The 23,403-nt window shown below is 33.7% G+C and carries 18 protein-coding genes and 1 other annotated feature; all 18 genes read right to left on the bottom strand.

All coding sequences use genetic code 11. The features are described from left to right. Positions 1 to 5: 5 nt before the first annotated feature. The 18 genes from mutS to ezrA all read right to left on the bottom strand — a co-directional run bounded on the left by mutS (position 6) and on the right by ezrA (position 23,247). Positions 6 to 2,612, bottom strand: coding sequence for a DNA mismatch repair protein MutS (mutS, locus tag AC0GLY_RS02625; RefSeq protein WP_496611990.1), 2,607 nt, complete (start codon positions 2,610 to 2,612; stop codon positions 6 to 8). A gap of 16 nt (positions 2,613 to 2,628) precedes the next feature. After that, entirely contained in the window at positions 2,629 to 3,435 is an 807-nt protein-coding gene (locus AC0GLY_RS02620; RefSeq protein WP_496611989.1) for a TIGR00282 family metallophosphoesterase, read from the bottom strand. A gap of 85 nt (positions 3,436 to 3,520) precedes the next feature. After that, positions 3,521 to 5,080, bottom strand: a complete 1,560-nt coding sequence (gene rny, locus AC0GLY_RS02615) for a ribonuclease Y (RefSeq protein ID WP_496612235.1) — start codon at positions 5,078 to 5,080, stop codon at positions 3,521 to 3,523. Positions 5,081 to 5,220: 140 nt separating this feature from the next. Next, positions 5,221 to 6,459 (bottom strand): competence/damage-inducible protein A, encoded by a 1,239-nt coding sequence (locus AC0GLY_RS02610; RefSeq protein ID WP_496611988.1) that lies wholly within the window; start codon positions 6,457 to 6,459, stop codon positions 5,221 to 5,223. Positions 6,460 to 6,476: 17 nt separating this feature from the next. Continuing rightward, on the bottom strand, positions 6,477 to 7,064 hold the full coding sequence (pgsA, locus tag AC0GLY_RS02605; RefSeq protein WP_496611987.1) for a CDP-diacylglycerol--glycerol-3-phosphate 3-phosphatidyltransferase: 588 nt from the start codon (positions 7,062 to 7,064) through the stop codon (positions 6,477 to 6,479). 74 nt (positions 7,065 to 7,138) lie between these two features. Next, on the bottom strand, positions 7,139 to 8,029 hold the full coding sequence (locus AC0GLY_RS02600) for a helix-turn-helix domain-containing protein (protein WP_496611986.1): 891 nt from the start codon (positions 8,027 to 8,029) through the stop codon (positions 7,139 to 7,141). A 70-nt stretch (positions 8,030 to 8,099) separates the two neighbouring features. Continuing rightward, positions 8,100 to 9,380 (bottom strand): EF-P 5-aminopentanol modification-associated protein YfmH, encoded by a 1,281-nt coding sequence (gene yfmH, locus AC0GLY_RS02595; protein ID WP_496611985.1) that lies wholly within the window; start codon positions 9,378 to 9,380, stop codon positions 8,100 to 8,102. Then, positions 9,373 to 10,638: an EF-P 5-aminopentanol modification-associated protein YfmF gene (yfmF, locus tag AC0GLY_RS02590; RefSeq protein ID WP_496611984.1), complete on the bottom strand. Its 1,266-nt coding sequence runs from the start codon at positions 10,636 to 10,638 to the stop codon at positions 9,373 to 9,375. The genes yfmH and yfmF overlap by 8 nt, the downstream gene beginning before the upstream one ends. Positions 10,639 to 10,693: 55 nt before the next feature. Then, the gene (gene minD / locus AC0GLY_RS02585) at positions 10,694 to 11,491 is read right to left on the bottom strand and encodes a septum site-determining protein MinD (RefSeq protein WP_496611983.1); all 798 of its coding nucleotides are present in this window, start codon (positions 11,489 to 11,491) and stop codon (positions 10,694 to 10,696) included. Positions 11,492 to 11,493: 2 nt separating this feature from the next. After that, positions 11,494 to 12,171: a septum site-determining protein MinC gene (locus AC0GLY_RS02580; protein ID WP_496611982.1), complete on the bottom strand. Its 678-nt coding sequence runs from the start codon at positions 12,169 to 12,171 to the stop codon at positions 11,494 to 11,496. A 14-nt stretch (positions 12,172 to 12,185) separates the two neighbouring features. Beyond that, the gene (gene mreD / locus AC0GLY_RS02575) at positions 12,186 to 12,710 is read right to left on the bottom strand and encodes a rod shape-determining protein MreD (protein ID WP_496611981.1); all 525 of its coding nucleotides are present in this window, start codon (positions 12,708 to 12,710) and stop codon (positions 12,186 to 12,188) included. Between the two features lie 17 nt (positions 12,711 to 12,727). After that, complete coding sequence (gene mreC, locus AC0GLY_RS02570) at positions 12,728 to 13,573, bottom strand: rod shape-determining protein MreC (RefSeq protein WP_496611980.1); 846 nt, start codon at positions 13,571 to 13,573, stop codon at positions 12,728 to 12,730. A gap of 58 nt (positions 13,574 to 13,631) precedes the next feature. Then, complete coding sequence (locus tag AC0GLY_RS02565; protein WP_496611979.1) at positions 13,632 to 14,636, bottom strand: rod shape-determining protein; 1,005 nt, start codon at positions 14,634 to 14,636, stop codon at positions 13,632 to 13,634. Between the two features lie 115 nt (positions 14,637 to 14,751). Beyond that, positions 14,752 to 16,053 carry a bifunctional folylpolyglutamate synthase/dihydrofolate synthase gene (locus AC0GLY_RS02560; protein WP_496611978.1) on the bottom strand — a complete coding sequence of 434 codons (1,302 nt, stop codon included), beginning with the start codon at positions 16,051 to 16,053 and terminating at the stop codon, positions 14,752 to 14,754. A 51-nt stretch (positions 16,054 to 16,104) separates the two neighbouring features. Continuing rightward, entirely contained in the window at positions 16,105 to 18,771 is a 2,667-nt protein-coding gene (locus tag AC0GLY_RS02555; protein ID WP_496611977.1) for a valine--tRNA ligase, read from the bottom strand. Between the two features lie 43 nt (positions 18,772 to 18,814). After that, positions 18,815 to 19,021: a binding site (T-box leader), on the bottom strand. 51 nt (positions 19,022 to 19,072) lie between these two features. Next, positions 19,073 to 20,296 (bottom strand): tRNA uracil 4-sulfurtransferase ThiI, encoded by a 1,224-nt coding sequence (gene thiI / locus AC0GLY_RS02550; RefSeq protein WP_496611976.1) that lies wholly within the window; start codon positions 20,294 to 20,296, stop codon positions 19,073 to 19,075. 27 nt (positions 20,297 to 20,323) lie between these two features. Further along, entirely contained in the window at positions 20,324 to 21,469 is a 1,146-nt protein-coding gene (locus AC0GLY_RS02545) for a cysteine desulfurase family protein (RefSeq protein WP_496611975.1), read from the bottom strand. Positions 21,470 to 21,531: 62 nt separating this feature from the next. Further along, positions 21,532 to 23,247 carry a septation ring formation regulator EzrA gene (gene ezrA / locus AC0GLY_RS02540; protein WP_496611974.1) on the bottom strand — a complete coding sequence of 572 codons (1,716 nt, stop codon included), beginning with the start codon at positions 23,245 to 23,247 and terminating at the stop codon, positions 21,532 to 21,534. Positions 23,248 to 23,403 lie beyond the last annotated feature (156 nt).

Raw genomic sequence — 23,403 nt, 5'->3', positions numbered from 1 at the left:
TACTTTTACTTTAATTTTTGTTTCCACTGATAAACTAAATTCATAACTTCCATTGGATTTAAACTCATTAAGTCAATTTTTTTAATTTCAGTCATAATTTTAGCCTCTTTTTTAGTTAATTCACTAGTTGCTAAGGGCTGTTTTTCAACTTTAAATAGTTCTAATTGAGAGGCTTCCTCATCACTCGAATCTGAAGTTGGTGTAATTGCCAAATGACTATCTTTTTCCTGCTTTTGATGATTACTTTCAAAATGATTTAAAACTGATTGTGCACGTGCTAATAACTCATCAGGAAGACCAGCTAATTGAGCAACGTTAATTCCATATGATTTATCAGCTGCTCCATCAAGAACTTTATGCAAAAAAATTAACTTACCATCTTTTTCTGTTGCGCCTACGTGAACATTCTTTAAGTGGTGAAGCTCACTGCTAAGGTCGGTCAGTTCATGATAATGTGTCGAAAACATGGTCTTAGCATGAACATGATTATGAATATATTCAATAATAGCTTGCGCTAACGCTACACCATCATATGTCGAAGTTCCACGACCTAATTCATCAAATAAAATAAGACTATTTTCGGTTGCATTTTGAATAGCTTGATTAGCTTCCTTCATTTCAACCATAAAAGTACTTTGTCCTGAAATCAAATCATCAGCTGCCCCAATTCGTGTAAAAATTTGGTCAAAGATAGGCATCTCAGCTAATTCTGCCGGAACAAAACAACCCATTTGTGCCAAAATTACAATTAAAGCTAATTGCCTCATATAGGTGCTTTTTCCTGACATATTAGGACCTGTAATCAAAAGAATGCCAGTGTCTTTATCCATAAGTACGTCATTAGGAACGTACTTTTGCGAACCCATCACTTGTTCAACAACAGGATGTCGAGCATTAACAAGTTTTAATAATTTATGATTATTAAAACTTGGTTTTACAAATTGTTCGCGCTCACTAATTGTTGCAAAACTTTGAAGTACATCAAGACTTGATATCCCATTTGCTAATTTTTGTACTCGAGGAATTTGTTGCTTGATTTGTTCTCGAATGCTAGCAAAAATATCATACTCAAGACTTCGAGATTTTTCTTGAGCTTCTAAAATTAAAGATTCTTTAGACTTTAATTCTGGAGTCGAAAATCTTTCAGCATTGGTTAAAGTTTGTACTCGGTTATATCGAGTATCATCTAATTTAGGAATATTTCCTTTTGTAACTTCAATGTAATAACCAAATACTCGATTATATCCAATTTTTAAATTAGAAATTCCCGTTAGCTTACGCTCTTTTGCTTCTAAATCAGCTAACCATTGTTTTCCATTCTGCATAGCATCGCGATACTGATCAAGTTTATCACTATATCCATCTTTAATAATTCCTCCATCTTTAACTGAGATAGGGGCATCTTCAATAATTGCGTCATCAATCAATTGATAAACGTCATAAACATCATCAAGTTGTTCATAAATCGACAGAAAGTCAGCAGAATCAAGTTGATTTAAAATATGTTTAATTTTAGGTATTTGAGCTAATGACGACTTTAACTGAGTTAAGTCACGGGCATTAACTCCCCCAAACGAAATTCTGCCCGCTAACCTTTCCAAATCATAAACTTTAATTAAAGCTTCTCGTAATTCATTTCGTTCATAATAACTATCTAAAAGTGTTTCGACTAAATTCTGTCTAGCTAAAATATCTGTTTGTTTAATCAAGGGACGCTCAATCCATTGCTTTAATTTTCTACCACCCATAGCGGTTTTAGTATCATCAACAACCCACAACAAAGTCCCAGATTTCTTACCAGTTCGAATGTTTTTTAAAAGTTCCAAATTATATTGAGAATTATGATCAATTTTTAAAAAAGAGTTCGTTTGATATTGTTGTGCCCTCTGAATATGTGAAAGACTACGTTTTTGTGTATCGGCAACGTAAGTTAATAATAAGTTCAAAGATTGACGAAGTAATTCATTATCAATGTTAGTGATGATGCCTGTTCCATTTCCTTCGTCAATGCTATTTTGTTGAGAAGTCAAGATTCCTAGCTTTTTAAAATTAGAAACTAACGTTGAAGTAAGACTGTCATCAACTACAACTTCTTTCGAATTAAGATTAATCACCTCATTCAAAACATCATCGGCACTATCCAATAGAGTTACTTTTAATTCTCCGGTTGATAGTTCGATGTATGAAAAACCATATTGGTTAAGCTCTTGACTGTATACGACACTAGCCAAATAATTATTATCTTTAGCCGATTCAGACTTACTATCAGTTTGGGTCCCGGGGGTAACTAATTGAATAACTTCACGTTTAACCATTCCTTTAGCTAATTTAGGATCTTCAACCTGTTCACAAACCGCAACTTTATAACCCTGATCAACCAGTGTATCAATATAACCTTGTGCTGCTTTATGTGGTACTCCACACATAGGGATTGGGTCTTCTGCTTTATGATTTCTAGCAGTAAGCGTTAGCTCTAAAATTTGTGCTCCTTTAATGGCATCTTCATTAAACAATTCGTAAAAATCACCAATACGATAAAATAAAAAAGCATCTGGATATTGATCCTTGATTTTTTGATATTGTTCCATCATAGCTGTATTTTTCTTTGCCATCAGCTGTTACTCCTTATTAATTCTGGTAGGGATGACTTTTACTAATCATAATTGTTTTTATTTTTTTAGCATGTCCATCTCGGTTATCAACATCAATTAAACATGCCGACAAAATTCCGTCACCTTTTGTCTCAACTTCAAAACGATTAGGCCGAGAAGTTAAAAATTTATTGATAACTGGTTCATATTGCATACCAATTACTCCATCATCAGGACCAGTCATGCCAACATCGGTTAAAAAAGCAGTTCCATTTTTCAAAATATGAGCATCATTAGTTTGAACGTGAGTATGCGTTCCCACTACCGCTGAAACTTTTCCATCTAAATACATGGCCATAGCTTTTTTTTCACTAGTAGTTTCAGCGTGAAAGTCAACAAAAATCACCTTTGTCTTTTCTTCTTGAAGTTGGCTTAACAAATTGTCAATTTTGGCAAACGGATCGTCCGTTTCTTCCATAAAAATTCGGCCTTGTAAATTAATTACAGCTGCTTTAACTCCATTAATATTCAATTCACAATAACCTTTACCTGGAACCTTTTGTCCTGGGTAATTAAGCGGCCTAATTAACTTTTGGGTTTTATCTATGAACTCAAAAATTTCTGGATTATTCCAAGCATGGTTACCTAAAGTAACTACGTCAGCCCCATCTTTCATAATTTGTTTAAAAAGTCGCTCATTAATTCCCCGACCTACTTTAGTTGCATTTTCTCCATTTACAATCGTAAGCTGAGGTTTTAAATCTTTTTTGAGCAACGGTAAATACTGACTTACCATTTTCATACCTAAATCACCAACCACATCACCAACAAATAAAATTTGCATTTTTTCTCCGCCATTCTAATTTACTTATATATTCTATTTTACCATGGAAAAAGCAAAATAAAAAAAGACCACTATGGGTCTTTTTTTATTTTGCATAATCAACTGCACGAGTTTCACGAATAACGGTTACCTTTGCATGACCAGGATGATCCATCTCATCCTCAATCTTGTCTTTGATCTCACGGGCCAAAACAATGGCTTGTGAATCAGAAATTTTATTTGGTTGTGCAATCACTCTAATTTCTCGTCCGGCTTGAACTGCATAACTTTTTTCCACTTCTGAAAAACTGTTACTAATATCTTCAAGTTTTTCTAAACGATGAACAAAGCTTTCAAGGGAATCGCTTTTGGCTCCCGGTCTAGCAATTGAAATTCGATCAGCAACTTCTACCAATTCAGCTACCATACTATGTGGCTCACTGCCTGGATTTCCTAAACGAATTGAATCAATCACTACAGAATCTTCGCCATATTTCTTAGCAATGTCAACTCCAGCATCAACATAAGATTCATCCGTTCCGTTTGAAGCTGCTTTTCCAATCTCATGCAATAATCCAGCACGCTTTGCTAAAGTAACATCTTCACCTAATTCGGCTGCAAAAACTCCAGCTAACTTAGCAACTTGAATTGAACGAGATAATACATTTTGCCCATAAGAGAGCTTGTATTTTAACTGTCCAACTAATTTAACTAAATCTGGATTCATGGAATGAATTCCTAAATCAAAAATTACATTCCCTCCTGTTTCTTGAATCAATTGATTGAGTTCCTTTTTACTTTTTTCAACCATTTCTTCAATGCGAGCGGGATGAATCCGACCATCTTTAATTAATTTTTCAAGGGCCATTTTAGCAATTTCGCGTCTAACAGGGTTAAAACCACTCAAAACAACTGCATTAGGAGTATCATCAATAATTAAATCAATTCCTGTAAGTGTTTCAAAGGTTCTAATGTTGCGACCTTCTCGTCCGATAATTCTACCCTTCATATCATCATTAGGAAGAGTCACAACTGACACAGTAGTTTCAGAAACAATATCAGCTGAACTTTGTTGCAGCGCTTCAACAATTAAATTCTTCGCATCACGGGCAGAAGCTTTTTTAGCTGCCTCGTAATTTTGTTTAATCATTTGCGCTCTAGTATCAGCAAGACCTTTTTTCGTTTCTTCAATCACTAAGTTACGAGCCTCTTCTTGAGTTAGTGAAGAAACCCTGGTAACTTCTGCTTGCCTTTTTTCAATAAGTGCATCTGCATCTTGTTGCTTCTTAACCAAGACTTTTTTCTCATTGCTAATCTTTTCTTCCTGACGATTAAGACTATCTTCGCGTTTTTCAAATGCTCGATCTTTACGATCTAATAATTCTTCACGTTTTAACAAATGATCTTCTTGACGTTGAAGATCTGCCCGACGCTTTTTAAGCCCTTTTTCCACCTTGGCACGATAAGCATTACCATTTTCCTTGGCTTCTAAAGTAGCTTCCTTTAAAGCGCTCTTAGCTCTCTTCTCAGCATCAGAAATAATATCATTAGCATTCTTGTGAGCAGCATCTAATTTCTTTTCAACTACTCGTTTATGAGTATTTTTGCCAATTAAAAATCCAACAATTATAGCGATAGCGGCGCTTCCAATAATAGTAAAAACCATCATTTTACCTCCGTACCACTTAATTAATCTGTAATTTAAAGTTAATTTAAAAATCAACTACTTATTAAGTTTAATGTTAAAAAAATTAAGTGTCAACTAAGTATCTTAAAAAAGAATAACATTTCTGTTATTCTTCTTAATCACTTTAAATTATCATATACTAATTTAAATCCAGTTTTGGTCGCATAATCACGAACTTCATTACGTGCTTTAGCAAAATTAACACTTTTAGTAATTACTTTTCCATCTGGTAATGCTAGACCCACCCAGAAAAAGCCAGCTGGATGACCTTCAAGACTATCTGGACCTGCAACTCCTGTAAATGAAATTCCTACATCGCTTTTTAGTTGTTCTTTAGCATTTTTAGCCATATATTCAGCCGTTTCTGCTGAAACTACTCCATATTCGTTAATAATTGCTACAGGAATATCTAAAAGTTGTTCCTTTGTTGTTGCAGAATAAGTTACAAATCCACCAGGAAAAACGTCTGATGCTCCAGCTACATTACCAATACGACTTTGAAACATCCCACTTGTTAAGGATTCTGCTGCAGTGATGGTTAACCCTTTGCGTTTCAATAAATTAACCACTACTTTTTCTAGTGAATTATTATCACCATAACCATAAAAATATTTACCAACAATTGCTAAAACTTGTTTTTCCATATTATCCAGCAAAGTATTAATTTCAGCTTTCGTTTTCCCACTAGCTGTAATTCGTAAAGTTACTTCATTACGTTTAGCGTAAGTGGCTAAAGTGGGATTAGTTTGATTATCAATTAAAGTCTTCAAGTCTTTTTCTAATTCAGTTTCTCCAATTCCAAAGAAACGAAGGACTTTTGAATCAATTAACGAATTTCCATTCGTTAATTTAGCTAATATTGGCATAGCAAAGCTAGTAAACATGGCTTGCATTTCAACTGGTGGTCCAGGTAATACCAAATAATCACAAGCATCAGTTTTTAAAAACATGCCCACAGCAAAACCTTTTTCATTTGGTAATACTTCTGCTCCCTCAATGTACTGAGCCATCATGTCGGCATTACTTGGCTTTCCTAAAGCATATGTAGCATAAAAATCATTAATTTTTTTCAATGCTTTTTGATCAGTCACTAAATCTAGGCCTAAATGTTGGGCTAAAGAAATTTTGGTAATATCATCTTCAGTTGGTCCCAGTCCTCCTGTCAAAACAACTAAATCACTACGACTTTCCGCTAAATTAATGGTTGATTCAAGTCGATTATAATTATCACCAACAGTATCTTCAAAGTAAACGTCAATGCCAAGGTTAGCCAAACGACGAGCAATAAACGGAGCACTAGTGTCGACAATTTCCCCAAGCAAAATTTCAGTTCCCACTGTAATTATTTCAGCATTCATGGTAAAACCCCCCTTTATTAAAATGAATCAGAAAATACTTTGCGATTCTTGTAAAAATATTCAATTCCGGAATAAACCGCTGCAATTAAAGAAATATATAAACAAATTTGGCCAGCTGGAAAATCAAAGTTAGCAAAACAAACGTTATTTAATAAAAGAATAATGATAGTAATCATTTCAAAAAAAGTTTTTACTTTGCCAGACCAAGCTGCTGCAACAACTTCTCCATCATTTTGTACAATAATTAGACGTAATCCAGTAACTGCTAGTTCACGACAGACAATAATTGCAGCAATCCATGCAGCTACATTTTCACTACCTGGTCCTACAAGCATAATAAACGCAGTCATTACAATCATCTTATCAGCCAAAGGATCGGCAAACTTACCAAAATTGGTAACTAAATGTTGCCGACGAGCAATTTGACCATCAGCAAAATCAGTTAAGGCAGCCACAATAAACACTAGCGCCGCCAATAATTGTGCTACGGGAATTAAAGTTCCTAAGATAACTACGCTTCCCAAATCCATTGGAACTGCTAACAATAGCAGAAAAACTGGAATTAAGAAAATTCTAAACATGGTTAGTTGATTGGGTAAATTCATTTTTCAAGTTCCTTTCTGATGTAAAAAGCAGAAAAACGACCTATTTTTTAACAGATCGTTATTCTATCACAAATTTAATTGCTAAATTTAAGATTCATTTCTCTTTGAGTAGCACTTTGTCCTTGCGCTGGAGCTGACATTATCACTGCTTTACCATTTACTTTAACACTAGAAATTGGAGCATTACTCAACGAAATGTTAACTTCTTTAGTATCTTTAGGTAAATCAACTGAATGACCAGCATTAGCAGTTAAACTTCCAGCCCAAACCTGGTTACCATTAACTTTAACCGTTGCATTAGCAACTTGAGTGGCACCTAATTCTAACTTAGATGCTTCGTCACCCGTTTGAACAGTAAAATCAGAAGGACTATTTTTAATTGCTGTAATTTTAGTTTCACCCTTTTTCAAAGTGTTTTTCTTAGGAGCTGCCTTTGGCTTGGCTTTCTTTTTTTCGTCTTCATTAGAAACCGTCACTTTTGAATTTGCTGGAGCAGCGCTACTACTATCATTATGTGTTTTAACTACGGCAAATCCCACAACCACCAACACAATAATTACAATTACCACAATTACACCAATTGGTAAATATTTTCGTAAGTCAAGCTTACTTTTAGCTTCTGAAACTGAGCTATTTGGCTTAACTACTCGTGAATTAGTGGGAGCTTCATTTTCAACTGGTTGAGCATCTGTTTTAACTTCTCCCGTAAGATTTTCCTCTGGAAGATATTGGTGAACAAACTTTTCACCATCTAGTCCGACTGCATTAGCAAATGCTTTAACAAAAGCTCTAACATAAAACTTACCAGGAAGAGCCGCAAAATCATTGTTTTCCAAAGCTACTAAATATCTTTTTTGAATTTTAGTATCTTTTTGTATAGCATCGATTGAGAGTCCTGCTTTCTTTCTGGCAGAGCTAAGTTTTTCCCCAATATTTATTTGAGGGTTTGAATTTTCTTCAGTCATTTTTTCAACTCCAATTCATTTAATTAATGTCAGTATATCACAATAAAACTCGGAAAAAGTTTAGTTTAACTTAATTAATAACGTTAATTGTGGTTTGACTATTTTTAAAAAAGTGCTTAGCAACAGCTAAAATTTCCGAAAAAGTTAGCCTTTTGATAATTTCAACTTCATCATAAACATTTGTAAATTCATTTAGCCTATCACCCATTTGGTTAGCAATCCCAGAAATTGAGTCCATTAGTGCAAAGTGATCACCAATTTCTTCATTTTTAATTAATTTAAATTGTGATTTAATTTGCTTAGGATTATCCAAACAATCTTTAATTTTAGCCAAAATTGTATCACAAAACTTATTAATTTGTTGAGTATCTTCAGCAAAAATCAAAAATTGATAGCCGGACTCAATATCAAAGTCAAAGCCAAATGAATCATTAATGACTTGATCAGCATATAAACGTTGATAAATATCTGAATCTTCTGAAAAAATTAACTCTAAAAACATTCCTAAAGCTAATTCATAACGGGCAGCTGCTTTTCCTGAAACGCTAGTCTGGGGACCCCGAATTCCAAGTCCTACTTTAGGAGTAGCGACTCCCATTGTAGTTTCTGTATATGGAATGACAGGGGCAGCTTCAATTTTTTGATTTACTAAATGTTTTAATTCAGTAACTGTATCGCTTTTATCACTCATTGAAAAATGGTTTTCTAATTCACTCATAACCTCTTCGACGATAATATTTCCAACTACTACCACAGTCATATTATTTGGTACATAATATTGTCGATACGTATCATAAAGTTGTTCTGGGGTAATTTTAAAAATTGACTCTACACTTCCAGCAATATCCAAACTTAGTGGAGAATGATTATATAAATTTGCAATCGTATCAAAATAAATTCGTGAATTAGGGTCATCTTGATACATCATAATTTCTTGTCCAATGATTCCCTGCTCTTTTTTGATTTTTTGCTTATCAAAGTATGGGTTTTCAACTAAATCAATTAAATTTTTAAAGTTTTGTTTAAAATCGGTGGTTGCAGAAAAAAGGTAGCTAGTTTGATTAAAACTAGTAAATGCATTATTTTCAGCTCCAAATTCAGCAAATAAATCACTACTGTCATAGCCCTTTTTATCAAATAATTTATGTTCCATAAAATGAGCAATTCCAGCTGGAAGCTGCTTAATTTCCTGATTATCCTTAATTAAAGTATTAATTGAGCCAAATTCAACTGATAAACTTGCATAAGTTGAATTAAAACTTGGCTTAGGATTAATAATTACCCGCAACCCATTTTTTAGGGTGGCTTGATAAACATCTTCATCGAACTGTTCATAATGAATTTTATGCATCTTTTTCCCCCTTCAATAAAAAGACTGATTTTAAAGCTAATTTTTGCGTCACTTTAGCAACTGCCTTTTTATCAATTGATTTAACAGCTGTAATCCAATCGGTTTTATTAACTTGATTATCAACTAATGATTTAATAAAAAGATCATTTAAAGATTTTCGTTCGCTATCAAAGGTAGTTAAATATCCTGATATTAAGGAAGTTTTAACTTTATCTAATAAACTATCAGTATAATCACCATTTTTTAATCTATCAATTTGGTCGTTAACCAAACCTTTTACTCTTTCTACATTATTACCATCAATTCCACTTTGAATCATTAAAAATCCCATAGTGGAATTAAAACTACTTGAAATATAATAAGCAAGACTGGCTTGTTCTCGAACATTTAAAAATAACAACGAGGTTGCTGATCCGCCTAATAAAGCATTCATGACCAAAGCTGCATAATAATCGTCTGATTTAAGATTAACAGGAAAATCATACATCAAATTAAATTGTGACTGTTTCTGGGATGCTAATTGAGTTTGCTCTCTAATTGGCTGATTAGAAATATTTGTCTGCATTTTAACCCTTAAAGATGGTCTTGCTGAAAAATTAAAGTGGTCTTTAATGGTTGTAACTTGTTGCTTATTTAAAGAACCTATCACAGAAATATAAATTTCATTTTGCTTAATCATTTCATGATAATAGTTAGCTACTTTTTGGGGAGAAATTGTTGCTAATTCCTGAACATCACCAAAAATTAACTTAGCATTTAAGGGATCATTCGCAAAATATAATTTTTTAGTTTGTCGTGCAGCATAATACTTCTTATTGTCACTAAGATTATTCAAATAATCAACTAAATTATCACGCTGCAAATTAAAAAGTGCTACCGGATAAATTCCATCCGCATTTAAATTCGGCCGAAAAATCATTTCTTGTAAAAATTCTCCGATTTGTTTAACTAAATTAATTTCATCATGCAAAAATTGATCATTAATAAACGTAATTACCACTCGAAGGGCAACCATATTTCCAACCTTAAATATATTGGTACCGAAACGTGCTCCGTATAATTCTGCTAATTTACGGGCTACTTTAAGTTTAGAATTATATTTAGCACTATAGTTCTCCATCATTTCAGCGACCATAGTCCGTTTTGCTAAATTATCACTAGCTAATGGTTCCATAAAATCAACTGAAATGGCGACGTTTTTGAACTTATTTTGCTTTTCAAAATTAAAATGAACTCCTGATGCTATCTCTTGTTGCATATTTTCCCCCAAAATAAAAATTCCTTAGATTTTATTCTAAGGAATTAATCACATATTACTTAAATACCCGTTTAAGCTTTGTCCAGAAACTTTGTTTTTGCTCCTTAATTTGCATTAAGGGCACTGTTTCCCCAAGAATTCTTCTAGCAATATTTCGATACCCTTCAGAAGCAGGATTATCTGGATTTAAAACAATTGGTTCACCATGATTAGAAGTTGCAATCACTTGATCATCATCAATTACAATTCCCAGTAATTTAATCCCCAAGTGATGTGTAATTTCAGATACATCCATTACTTCACCATTATCCATCATATTAGGACGAATTCGATTAATAATTAACCGCGGTGCTTCTTTCATTGGATGTTTTTCTAATAATCCTACAATCCGATCAGCATCACGAACTGCTGAAATTTCAGGTGTAGTCACAATGATTGCACAATCAGCCCCAGCAACGGAATTTAAAAATCCTTGCTCAATCCCAGCTGGACAGTCAATTAAGACATAATCAAATTGAGGCTTTAATTCATCGACGATCTTCTTAACTTCCGTTTCCGATAAAGCATTCTTATCAGTATTTTGTGCAGCTGGAAGTAAATAAAAATTATCGCCAAATCGTTTATCTTTAACTAATGCTTTAGTTAAGGTTACCCTTTGCTGGGCAACATCAACAATATCATACATAATACGATTATCTAAACCTAAAACCACATCAAGATTTCGTAAACCAATATCTAAATCCATCAAACAAACTTTTTTACCCATTAAGGCCAAGGCTGTACCAAGATTAGCAGAAGTAGTTGTTTTACCTACTCCACCTTTACCAGATGTAATTACGATGGCTTCACCCATTCTTACATTCCTCCAATTCTACTAAAGAACTTAGGACTAATTTCTTTGATATTGTCTAAATTGCTATATGAAATTGAATGCAATCCATTAACATAAACAACTGTTCTTAAGTTCTCTGAAATTTCTTCATTTTTATCTGCAATAATTTCAATTTGTTCACCGATTCGAACTTGTTGAGCATTGTGAAAATTCCCAACAGCTAGTTTTGATTCATCAACGGGAAAGCCAACTTGTACAATTCCTTCAACATTTCCCATACAAAACAAATTACCATTAGTAATTAATTTTCCACCTTCATGAATTTTACCCAAGAAAAGGACATCGCCTTTAATTTTCAAATCTTGACCATTACGAATGGTTTGATCAATAATAGTCACTCGATTCTCATCGCGCAAATGATAAGCTTCATCATTTGACATTACATCGGCTTTAAATTCATTAATTACTAGATGATCTCTTTTATTTACTATATCACGTAATGATTGTTTTTGTTCAACTGACAGTGCTCGGTTTCCAGTAACAATATCAAACTTCATTGATTTTTTTTCAGAATTATCTGAATCTTTAGCTAGTTGTCCTAAGAGATCCGTAAATTCACGCTCAATGTCTAAAAAACTAGCGGCATCATCCAAGATAATTTCAAATCCATTTTGAGTTCCCTTTAATATAACACTCTTCATAAATCAATTAGCTCCTATTCTTTATACTTATCAAATAACAAACTGATTGGAAAATAAAGTACCAAAAAGATTACTAGATTAAGTAATAAAGTTGGTCCAAATGCATAAGCAAAAAAATGAATTCCTGAAAAGTAAACTAAATGACTCATTCTTCCGCCAGTATACCCCAATACTAATACAATAATAATATCAATTAAATAAATCATCATTGAACTATAAATATTTTCATCCACATACTCTAAAATCAGTTTCGTTACTAGAATTACAACAGGAAAAATAACCGTATAAATACCTAAAACACCAACGTAATAGGAATCATAAAGAATTCCAATTCCAAAAGCCCACCAATAGATGTGAAGATTTTGACTTCCATCACTAAATAAGACAGTAAAAATTAACCAAGTAATTGTCAAATAAGGAACCATTGGAAATTTGCCAGCTAGTAAGTAGGGGAAAGCATGCATTAACGTACCTTCCAAATAAAAAGAAATAAATAATCCAATAATAAAGAGCAATCGATGTCTAGATTTTTTCAACATATGTAATGCTCCCCTTACTATTCTTTACTAATCACAGTTACTATATCTATATTTCTAGTATCAGCTGCCGGTTTAATATTAATTTGTTCAGAAGCCCCATCAGCAGCACTAGAAACCCCAGTTACCTTACCGACATAAAGTCCCTTTGGTGTTACATCACCAAGTCCATTAGTCATCACCTTAGAACCACGCTTAATTTTATCTTTAGCAGTCAAGTTTCCCATTTCTAGCTCGTCATTTCCATTATTATAACCTGAAATTAAGCCATCCACCATCGTTTTGTTACCCTGTACTTGAACAGAAAAATGACTTGCTGAATCACCACTATCCGTAATTAATTCAACTTTACTATTAGTTTTATTAACCTCAACGATTCGTCCAATTAAACCTTTATCAACCATCACAGACATGTTCTTTTTAATTCCAGCAAGTGAACCTTTATTAATAATGAGTTGTTGTTGCCAATTTGACGGAGTGCGAGAAAGGACAGCAGCATTAATAGAATGATAACCAGTAAGTGTCTTATTTAAATGTAATTGTTGCTTTAAATCTTTGTTTTCCCTACTTAACGCATCATTTCGTACCTCAGTTGTTTGTAAACTACGTACCTTTGATTTTAAATAATTATTTTCGTGGTAAGTATTAATTAAATTATCAACTGAACCAAAAAGCTTACCAATTCCATTAGCTGGAACTGCAATTACTCGATCACCCAGTCCAACTACATCATTTCCAATTGTTTGGATAAAGGTTGGAGTAGCTCGATTATTTCTAATTGCTGCGGTTCCACCAATTAAACCGACACTTGCTACTAAGCAAACCACGAAAATAACTAAGTTACGGCTAGAAAAAAACTTATGCATAAAAATCCCCCAATAAAACCATAAGACAAATAAGCGGGTCAACCCCGCTTATCATGAATTATTTTTTCTTCATAACTTCAATACTTTTAAGTGATTCACCAGTTCCTTTTGCTACACAGTCTAATGGATCCTGAGCAACAGTAACAGGTACTTGAGTAGCTTCAGCGATTACTTCATCTAAATTTTTGATTAAAGCACCACCACCAGTTAAAACAATTCCATGATCAACTACATCAGCAGCAATTTCTGGAGAGGTTGCTTCTAAAGTATCTTTAACTGCCCCAATCACCTCTAATAAATCTTCATGAATTGCAATAGCAACATCTTCAGCAGTTACTTCGGTTGATTTAGGTAATCCAGTTAATAAATCACGCCCTCGAACCGTTGCACCTTGCATTTCTTTAGCTTTTTCAATGGAAGCAGAGCCAATGTTCTTTTTCAATTCTTCTGCACTAGGAATTCCAATTAATAAATTATAATTTTTACGAATATAAGAAACAATTGCTTCGCTTAATTTATCTCCAGCCATTCTTACCGAACGAGAAGAAACAATTCCTCCAAGTGAAATAGTTGCTACATCAGTAGTTCCACCACCCATATCAACAACCATACTACCAGTTGGATTCATTACTGGTAAACCAGCACCTACGGCAGCAGCAAATGGTTCTTCAATCACATAAGCGTCTCGTGCTCCCGCTACTCGAGCAGCATCAATAACTGCCCGCTTTTCAACAGTTGTAATGCCACTTGGAACTGAAATCATCACATAAGGACGATTGCCACGCCCACCAAGTGCCTTTTCTATGTAATATTTAAGCATGGAAACGGTTGTATCATAATCAGCAATTACCCCATCTCGCATAGGACGAATCACTTCAATACTAGCCGGAGCTCTTCCAGTCATTGCTTGAGCTTCATTTCCAACTGCCACAATATCGCCAGTATTAGTATTTTTAGCAACCACAGAAGGTTCTCGAAGTACAATTCCCTTACCATCCACGTATACTAATGTATTTGCAGTACCTAAATCGATACCAATGTTTTTATTTCCTAAACCTAACAAAACGTTCATCCCTTTTATGATTATTTATTTTTAATTTTTTATATTAATGTCTTAAGTATACCATAATGTACATTTATTTAAGTTCTAATTTAACATTCAAAAGTTTAGCTTTTTCTTAATTTTTTAAGATTGTCTTTCTTACCTCAGAAATGAACATTAGTGAGCCAGTAATTACAATCATTTTTCGCTTTTGCGATGCATTTTTAGCAATCAATTCCGAAACTAACTTTTTCCAATTTGGCCGATATTGAACTTGCTTTACATCAGTAAGTTTAAAATCAGCTACTTTTCTTTGTTCATTCGGGATAAAAGAAGTTAAATACAAATTGACATTGGGCATAGTTTCTAAAATTGATATCATTGCTTGATATTGTTTATCTGCAAAAACTGCTATGACTAAATCAATTTGATAATCTGAATACACCTGCAAACTTTCCTTTAGTTTTTGAATCGCAGGAACATTATGGGCACCATCAATAATCGTTAGTGGATTTTTTTTAATTGGTTCCATTCGACCAACCCAAACTGTTTTTTGAATTTCCGTTTTAACATTCACTACAATTTGGTCAACTGGTAACTTAAATCTAAGCTGATTTAGTTTAATAAAAGCCGCAATTGCAATTCCAGCATCTTCCATTTCAAATTTTCCTAACAAATTAGTTTTAATTTGAGTAATATCTAGATTTTCGTCTTGATAAGCAAAGCAATGTTGATTAATCTTCTGAACTTCATAATCTTGCCCAGCAACAACCAACTGACTATTTTTATTAGTTGCCACTTTTTCGATTTCAATTAAAGCAGCTTGGGGAACATCCCCAACTATAGTAGGCGTTTGGAATTTTATAATTCCAGCTTTAGTATGAGCAATCGCTGAGATAGTATTTCCTAATAACTTCATGTGGTCCATTCCAACTGTTGTAATAATAGTCATAACAGATTTATCATCTACATTAGTAGAATCTGATTCCCCACCAATTCCAGCTTCAACAATTGCTAGATCAACTTTTTGTTGGGAAAAATAAAGATACATTAAAGCCGTGATTGTTTCAAATTCAGAAGGTCCAAATTCACCATTTGTGTTATCAATTTCTTCAATTACAGGTTTTATTTGATTAACTAAAGCTAAGAGCTGTTCATCTGAAATTGGCTTTCCATTGATACTAATACGTTCATTGAAGCGAATCATAAATGGGGATGTGAAAGTTCCAACCTTTTTTTCAATTCCATTTAATAGATTCATTAAATAAGCAACAACTGATCCTTTACCATTTGTTCCTACCACATGAACAGTAATAACTTGACGCTGGGGATTTCCCAACTTATTTAACAAATTCAAAATTCGCCTTTGTGTTTTTTCTTTCCTAATTCGTGGTCGTGAATGAATATAAGCCACTGCTTCATCATAATTTTTTAACAATTATTTAATCCCTCCAAAAAAAGCCCAGCTTTTCAGCTAGACTTTTTAATTTTATTTTTCAAGAGCAGCTTTAATCTCTGCTAAACGTTGCTTAGCAGCTAACAATTTAGTTTCATTGTCCGCTTGCTTTCCCTTTTCTTCTTCAACAACTTTTAAAGGAGCATTATTAACAAATTTTTCATTTGCTAATTTGCGTTTGGCACGATTGACTTCTGCTTCAAATTTTTGAACTTCTTTTTCAAGACGATCTGCTTCATCATTTAAATCAATTAATTCAGCTAGTGGAATACTAATTTCAGCACCAGTAATAACTGAAGTCATTGATAAATTAGGAACCGTTATATCATTTCCAATTTCAAGCTTACTTGGGTGACCAAAACGATCAATATATTCTCGATTCGATTCCAAGACTGCTTTGAGGTCAGCATCCTTAGTTTTAACCAAAATATCAACTGGACTACCTAAAGGAGCATTAGCTTCAGCTCGAATATTACGAACGGCTTTAATTACTTCAATTAAGTGCTCCATGTCTGATTCAGCTTTATCATCAACTAGATTATGGTTTACCAATGGATAAGCAGCTGTAACTAGCGAGTCGCCTTCATGAGGCATTGATAACCAGATTTTTTCCGTTACAAATGGCATAACTGGATGTAAAAGCCGTAAGAATTGATCCAAAACATATGCTAAAACATTTCTAGTTTTCGCTTTAGCTTGTTCATCATCACCAGTGAGAATTTCCTTACTCATTTCAATGTACCAATCACAAAAGTCATTCCAAATAAAGTCATATAAAGTCCGATTAGCTTCACCAAAATTATATTTATCAAAGTTTTCCGTAACGTGTGCAATCGTTTTATTTAAACGTGAAAGAATCCATTTATCTGAAAGATTTAATTCATTCTCATTAGGAACTTTTGGTGCATCCATATCACCTAAGTTCATAATTACGTAACGACTAGCATTCCAAATTTTATTGACAAATTTCCAAGAAGCATCGACTTTATCGTAACTGAAACGTTCGTCTTGTCCAGGAGTAGTTCCTGTCGATAATGACCACCGTAATGCATCGGCACCATATTTAGCAATAACATCCATTGGATCAATTCCATTTCCAAGCGACTTACTCATTTTCCGACCGTCTTGATCACGAATCAATCCATGAAGTAAGACATCTTTGAAAGGTCGACGACCAGTGAAATGTAAACTTTGAAAAATCATTCTTGAAATCCAAAAGAAAACCAAGTCATCACCAGTAACTAAAGTTGATGTTGGAAAATAGCGTTTGAAATCTTCAGAATTCTCATCTGGCCATCCCATTGTTGTAAAAGGCCATAATCCTGATGAGAACCAAGTATCTAAAACATCTGGATCTTGTTCCCAATTTTCAGCATCTTCAGGGGCTGATTCTCCAACATACATTTCCCCAGTTTTTTTATTGTACCAAGCTGGAATTTGATGCCCCCACCATAACTGACGTGAAATACACCAATCATGAACGTCTTCCATCCATTGTTTAAAAGTATGTTCATAACGTTTAGGTACAAAATTAACTGCGTCATCCGTATCTTGGTTTTTCATAGCTGCTTCAGCTAATGGCTTCATTTTTACAAACCACTGGGTTGAAAGTCGTGATTCAACTTGCACTCCCGTTCTTTCTGAATGACCAACGGCATGAACAATTGGATCAACTCGTAACATATATCCTTGCTCTTCAAGATCATTAACCATTGCTTTTCGTGCAACAAAGCGATCCATGCCTTCATACTTACCAGCATTTTCATTCATTGAAGCATCTTCATTCATCGTGTTAATTTCAGCAAGATTATGTCGTTTTCCAACTTTAAAGTCATTAGGATCATGAGCAGGCGTAATTTTAACCATTCCAGTTCCAAATTCAATATCAACATAGTGATCTGCAATAATGGGAACTTTTCGATTTACTAATGGAACAATTACTTCTTTTCCAATTAACTCTTTATACCGATCATCACTTGGATTAACTGCAATTGCAGTATCTCCAAACATAGTTTCTGGACGGGTAGTTGCAATTTCAATATAATCCTTGCCATTAAAAGTGGTGCCATCCGCAAACTTATATTTAACGTGATAAAATGCACCTTTATCATCTTTATGCTCAACTTCAATATCTGATAAAGCTGTTCGTGCTTGTGGATCCCAGTTAATAATGTATTTAGCACGATAAATTAATCCTTGATTGTATAAATCAACAAAAACTTTTCGCACTGCTTTAGATACATTTTCATCAAGCGTAAAGGTCTCACGACTATAGTCTAGTGAAAGTCCCAACTTAGCCCATTGTTGATGAATTGTATCAGCAAATTTATCCTTCCAATCCCAAACTTGTTCAATAAACTTTTCCCGACCAAGATCGTACCGAGAAATTCCTTTTTCACGAAGCATAGATTCAACTTTTGCTTGGGTCGCAATTCCAGCATGATCCATTCCTGGAAGCCATAAAGTATCATAGCCTTCCATCCGTTTTTGTCTAATTAACATGTCTTGCAAGGTGGTATTCCAAGCATGCCCTAAATGTAATTTACCAGTAACATTTGGAGGTGGCAAAATTATGGAATATGGCTTAGCTTTCGGATCCCCACTAGGCTTAAATACTCCAGCATCAACCCATTTTTGATACATTCCCTTTTCTACTTCTTGGGGATTGAATTTTGTTGACATTTCTACTTCTTTTGACATATTAACACCTCATTTAATTTAAATAAAAAGCACCCATCCTATGAAATAGGACGAATGCTCGCGGTACCACCTAATTTGGACTATTTTTTATAATCCCAACTTTAAACGAATAACGGCCGTACCGAACATAGTTATTATTAGTTCACTATATCTGCTCACAAGCTACAATTAGTACCTATCATAAGAACCTCTCACTGTCGTTCTCTCGCTAAAAAGCATTAGTCCTAATCCTCTTGCTCAACGCATTTATATTTACAGTAATAATACTCAACAAATTAGAATTCGTCAACTATTAAAATTTTTATAATAATTCTGCAAACACATCTTTTTGAGCATTTAAATAATCATCACCAACTTTAATTTTGGTGATCTTTAAATTTTCAAGCGCCTTTTCCATCAAACCATCTACGTCAATATTTTTTTCAAACTTAATCGTTTTTTCTAAATCAGGTTTTGTTTTAGGAGATGGTGGGGTAAAAATTGTACAACAATCCTCAAATGGCATAATCGAAAGATCATAAGTATCAATGTCCCGAGCTATCTTAATGATTTCTGTTTTATCAAGCGAAAGTAAAGGACGTAAAACTGGTAATGAAGTAACTTCATTAATTACACGCATACTTTCAATAGTTTGGGAAGCTACCTGACCCAATGATTCACCAGTAAAGACTCCTTTACAATGACGATCTAAAGTAATGGCTGCTGCAATTCGTAACATCATTCTACGTTGAATAGTCATTAAATAGCCTTCTGGGACCTTTTCCTTAATATCCTCTTGCACTTCAGTAAAAGGAACTTCAATAAAGTCAATCGTACCACCAAAAGCAGCTAATTTAGCCGTTAAATCTTTGGCTTTTGCAAGTGCTTGTTGACTAGTATAAGGAGGGCTGAAGAAATGAATCATATCAACCTTAACCCCACGTTTCATTGCCATATAAGCAGCAACTGGAGAATCAATTCCTCCAGATAACATCATCGTAGCACGTCCCCCAGTTCCGACTGGCAAACCTAACGAACCTTGAATCGTAATGCTTGATAAGTAAATTCCAGTTAAGCGAACATCAACTCGAAGTTCAATGTCTGGATTTTTCATTTTAACATTAATTCCGTCAATATTATCTAAAATATATCCACCAATTCCGTTATCAACGCCATAAGTATTTAACGGATAGTCTTTATTCTGACGCTTAGTAGTAATTTTGAAAGTTTGACCAACTTCATATTGGTCGTTAATCATTTCAAGGGCAGCCTTTTGAATATCTTCAAGTGTAGCATCCTTTGGCAATCTAACTACTGGCGAATAAGTCTCAATTCCAAAGACCTTACCAACTGCATCCATTACTTGATTGGCATCATTCCCATTTAAAATAACATGTAATCGATCTCTTTGTGCTTCAACCTCAACTCCCTTAAATTCGGTTAAAACATCTCGAACATTTTTACCTAATTGGCGAATAAAATCACGTTTATTTTTTCCCTTGGTAGATAACTCACCATATCTAACCATAATTTCACTATATTCCAAATTTTCACTTCTTTTCTATAAAAATAATTAACTTAACTTTTTGAATTGGTTATACAGTTTATCAAAAATTAAGTTAAACTCGTCTGCTTCATTTAGCCGATTGTGATCCCCCAAAGAAACACGAACTGCACTTTTAGCCTCTGATTGTGGAATTCCCATTGCATCTAGTGTACCAGATGTAACGCCTTTTTTAGAAGAACAAGCACTAGTTGTTGAAATATAAATTCCATTTTGTTCAAAGGCATGTACAATTGTTTCTCCCTTTACTCCTAAAATGGCAAAGCAAAGAATGTGCGGAGCAAAATTTTGATTTAACTTTGAAAAAACTTTAACTTTATCAAACTTACTAATGTGATTATAAATTTTTTCTCGAATTGCTTGTTCTGATAAAATTCTTTTGGCTTCATTTGTTTTAACAATTCGAACTGCTTTGGACATTGCTGCAATTGCTGGGAGATTTTCGGTTCCACTCCGTTGTCCACGCTCTTGGCCTCCACCATCCATTAATGGACTAATTTGGCGACCATTCTTTCCATAAATAAATCCAATTCCACGAGGGGCATGAAATTTGTGCCCAGAGAACGTAATAAAATCAACTCGGTCAGTGAAAATCAAGTCGTGAATTCCTTTAGCCATTCCCTGAACTGCATCCACGTGAAAATGAATTTTGGGATATTTTTCCAATACTTTTGCAATTTCATCTAGTGGTTGGATAGAACCCACCTCATTATTAACTGCCATAATCGATACCAAAATCGTATCAGGACGAATAGCTGCTTCCAAATCTTTAGCAGAAACACGTCCTTCTGAGTCAACAGGTAAATAAGTTACATCAAATCCTAGCTCCTCTAACGTTGATGTTGAATTTTTAACTGCTGCATGTTCAATTTGCGTAGTAATAATATGTTTTCCATACGAGCGCTTAGCCATTGCGGTTCCTTTAATAGCCCAATTATCTCCCTCAGTTCCACCACTTGTAAAATAAATTTCGCTTGGTAAAACTCCAAGAAGATCTGCGATTTGTTTTCGTGATTGTTGTAACAAATTAAATGATTTTTCCCCAAAGTTATGCAAACTAGATGGATTCCCCCAATAGTTTTCGCTAACTTTTTGATAGGTATTTAAAACAGCTTCATCGATTTTAGTAGTAGCACTATTATCAAAATAAATCATAATTGCCTCCTTATTATATTATTTAGAAAACGAAACCAGGTCGATTATCAACCTGGTAAATGTTATTTTTTAGTCGTAGTTGACTTATTAGCATAATAATGATCTTCAATTCGCTTGTATGAACCAGGTTCAATTTTATCAATAGCATTGGCAATCGTAGCTAAACTATCTCCGTAATTAAACTTATGATCAAAAAGATTTTTCGCTTTCGCTAATGCGGAATCAATTTCAGTAGAATTACCCACATATCGGTTAGCATACTGCATCACTTGTTCTGCTAAAACTGATTGATCAATTAAATCATCAGTTTTTTCTTGTAAAGTATCACGATCAGATTTAATTTGTTCCAGTTGTTTTTGAATATCATCCATACTAATTTTAACTTTATTCATGGTAGAACTAAGATGATTAATTTCATCAGCTACAATTCCAAAGTAATCCACATAATCATCCGAAATTCCTGGAAGATTTAAATTTTCAATTTTGCGTTGAATTGCATGTAGTTCAGCATTTAGATCACTTAATATTTGATGCGCCCTTTTCTCTTCGGCACTAAAATCTGAAATTGAATCATTTAAAGCCATTTGCTTTTTTTCAATCTTAGTTAATTCAGCTTTAAATTTTTCAAGGTGACTATCGATCTCACTGTAAACAGCTTGACCCTCATTAATTGAATTTAAATCAGCTTTATATTGCTGACCAATTTCATTAATTTCAACTGCCAATTGTTTAGTGGTTTCAATTTCTCCATGTTCTAATGAGTAATTGTGACTTAACTGATCCAGTTCATCGCTTAAAGCTCTATTCTGATAATACGCATGCTCAATAAATTTTCCTATTTTTTTAATTAATTGATCTACTGCTTTTCGAGATTTAATTTGTTCTTCCATCTTGTCATACAAATTATTAATTCGTTTTGCAATTTCGTCATCTTGATCTTTAACCAGTTGAACATCCAAATGACCAATACTCATAATGTTATCATTTACCGCTTGCCGTAATTCTTTTAATGATATTTCAAAATCATCATCGTTGAAAGCAAAACCTTCAGTACGCATTTGTTGGTATGCTTCTGAAATTTCATTAATTTGATTGTCGAATTTTATGTGATTTGCTTGGTAGAGGGTCGGAATCACGTTAATGGTATTTTCCAATGTAATCGTCGCTTGATTTAAATCAACTAGAATCTTTTCAGCATTAACATGATCACCTTGCTGAGTCAATTTGGAAAAATCATCGAAGGTCTTCTCAATTGAGGATAACTGTTCCTCAAGAGCATCTAGTGCTGGACCAAAATCACTATTTTTAGTTAATAAAATTTTACGTAATCTTTTATATCGTTCCTCTAAATCAGTAATAGCTGCTCGATGTTCTTTTTCTAACTTATCAGTCTGAGATATAGCTGCTTGAACTTTATCCAAATTAGCTGCTACTTTTTCTAAAAGATTTTGTGCTGAATCAGTTTCGTCTCTTGTTTTAAGAAAATTGATTCCTTTTGAACTATTCTTTACGTTGTCTAAAATTAAATTTAATTGTGGAATATCATTTTTAACCACTTGATCAAACTGTTTTTCAGCCTCATTAATTTTAGCTAACGAGTCGCCAATTAAACCAAGTTCTTTTACTTGGTTTAATTCCTTCTCTACCTTTAAGTTTGCAAAGTGCTCTGCTTCAACTTGCATTTTCCCAGCCAGTTTCAAAAGATGTTTTTGATAAACAACAATTGAAATATAAACAATAATAATAATTACAACGATACCAATCAGTGCATTAAGCATGTTATCCGCCCTTTTTAATTTTTATATGTATGTGGTACATTATCTAAGATTATATCATAAAGCGCCTATAATAATGATAATTTTACAGATTAAGGCTTGAATTCATTGACTTTTATCAATTAATCACGATATAATATACTTCGTGTAAAATAATGC

Source organism: Fructilactobacillus sp. YLN 2507 (assembly GCF_059614085.1).
This window is presented reverse-complemented; position numbering and strand designations above follow the sequence as displayed.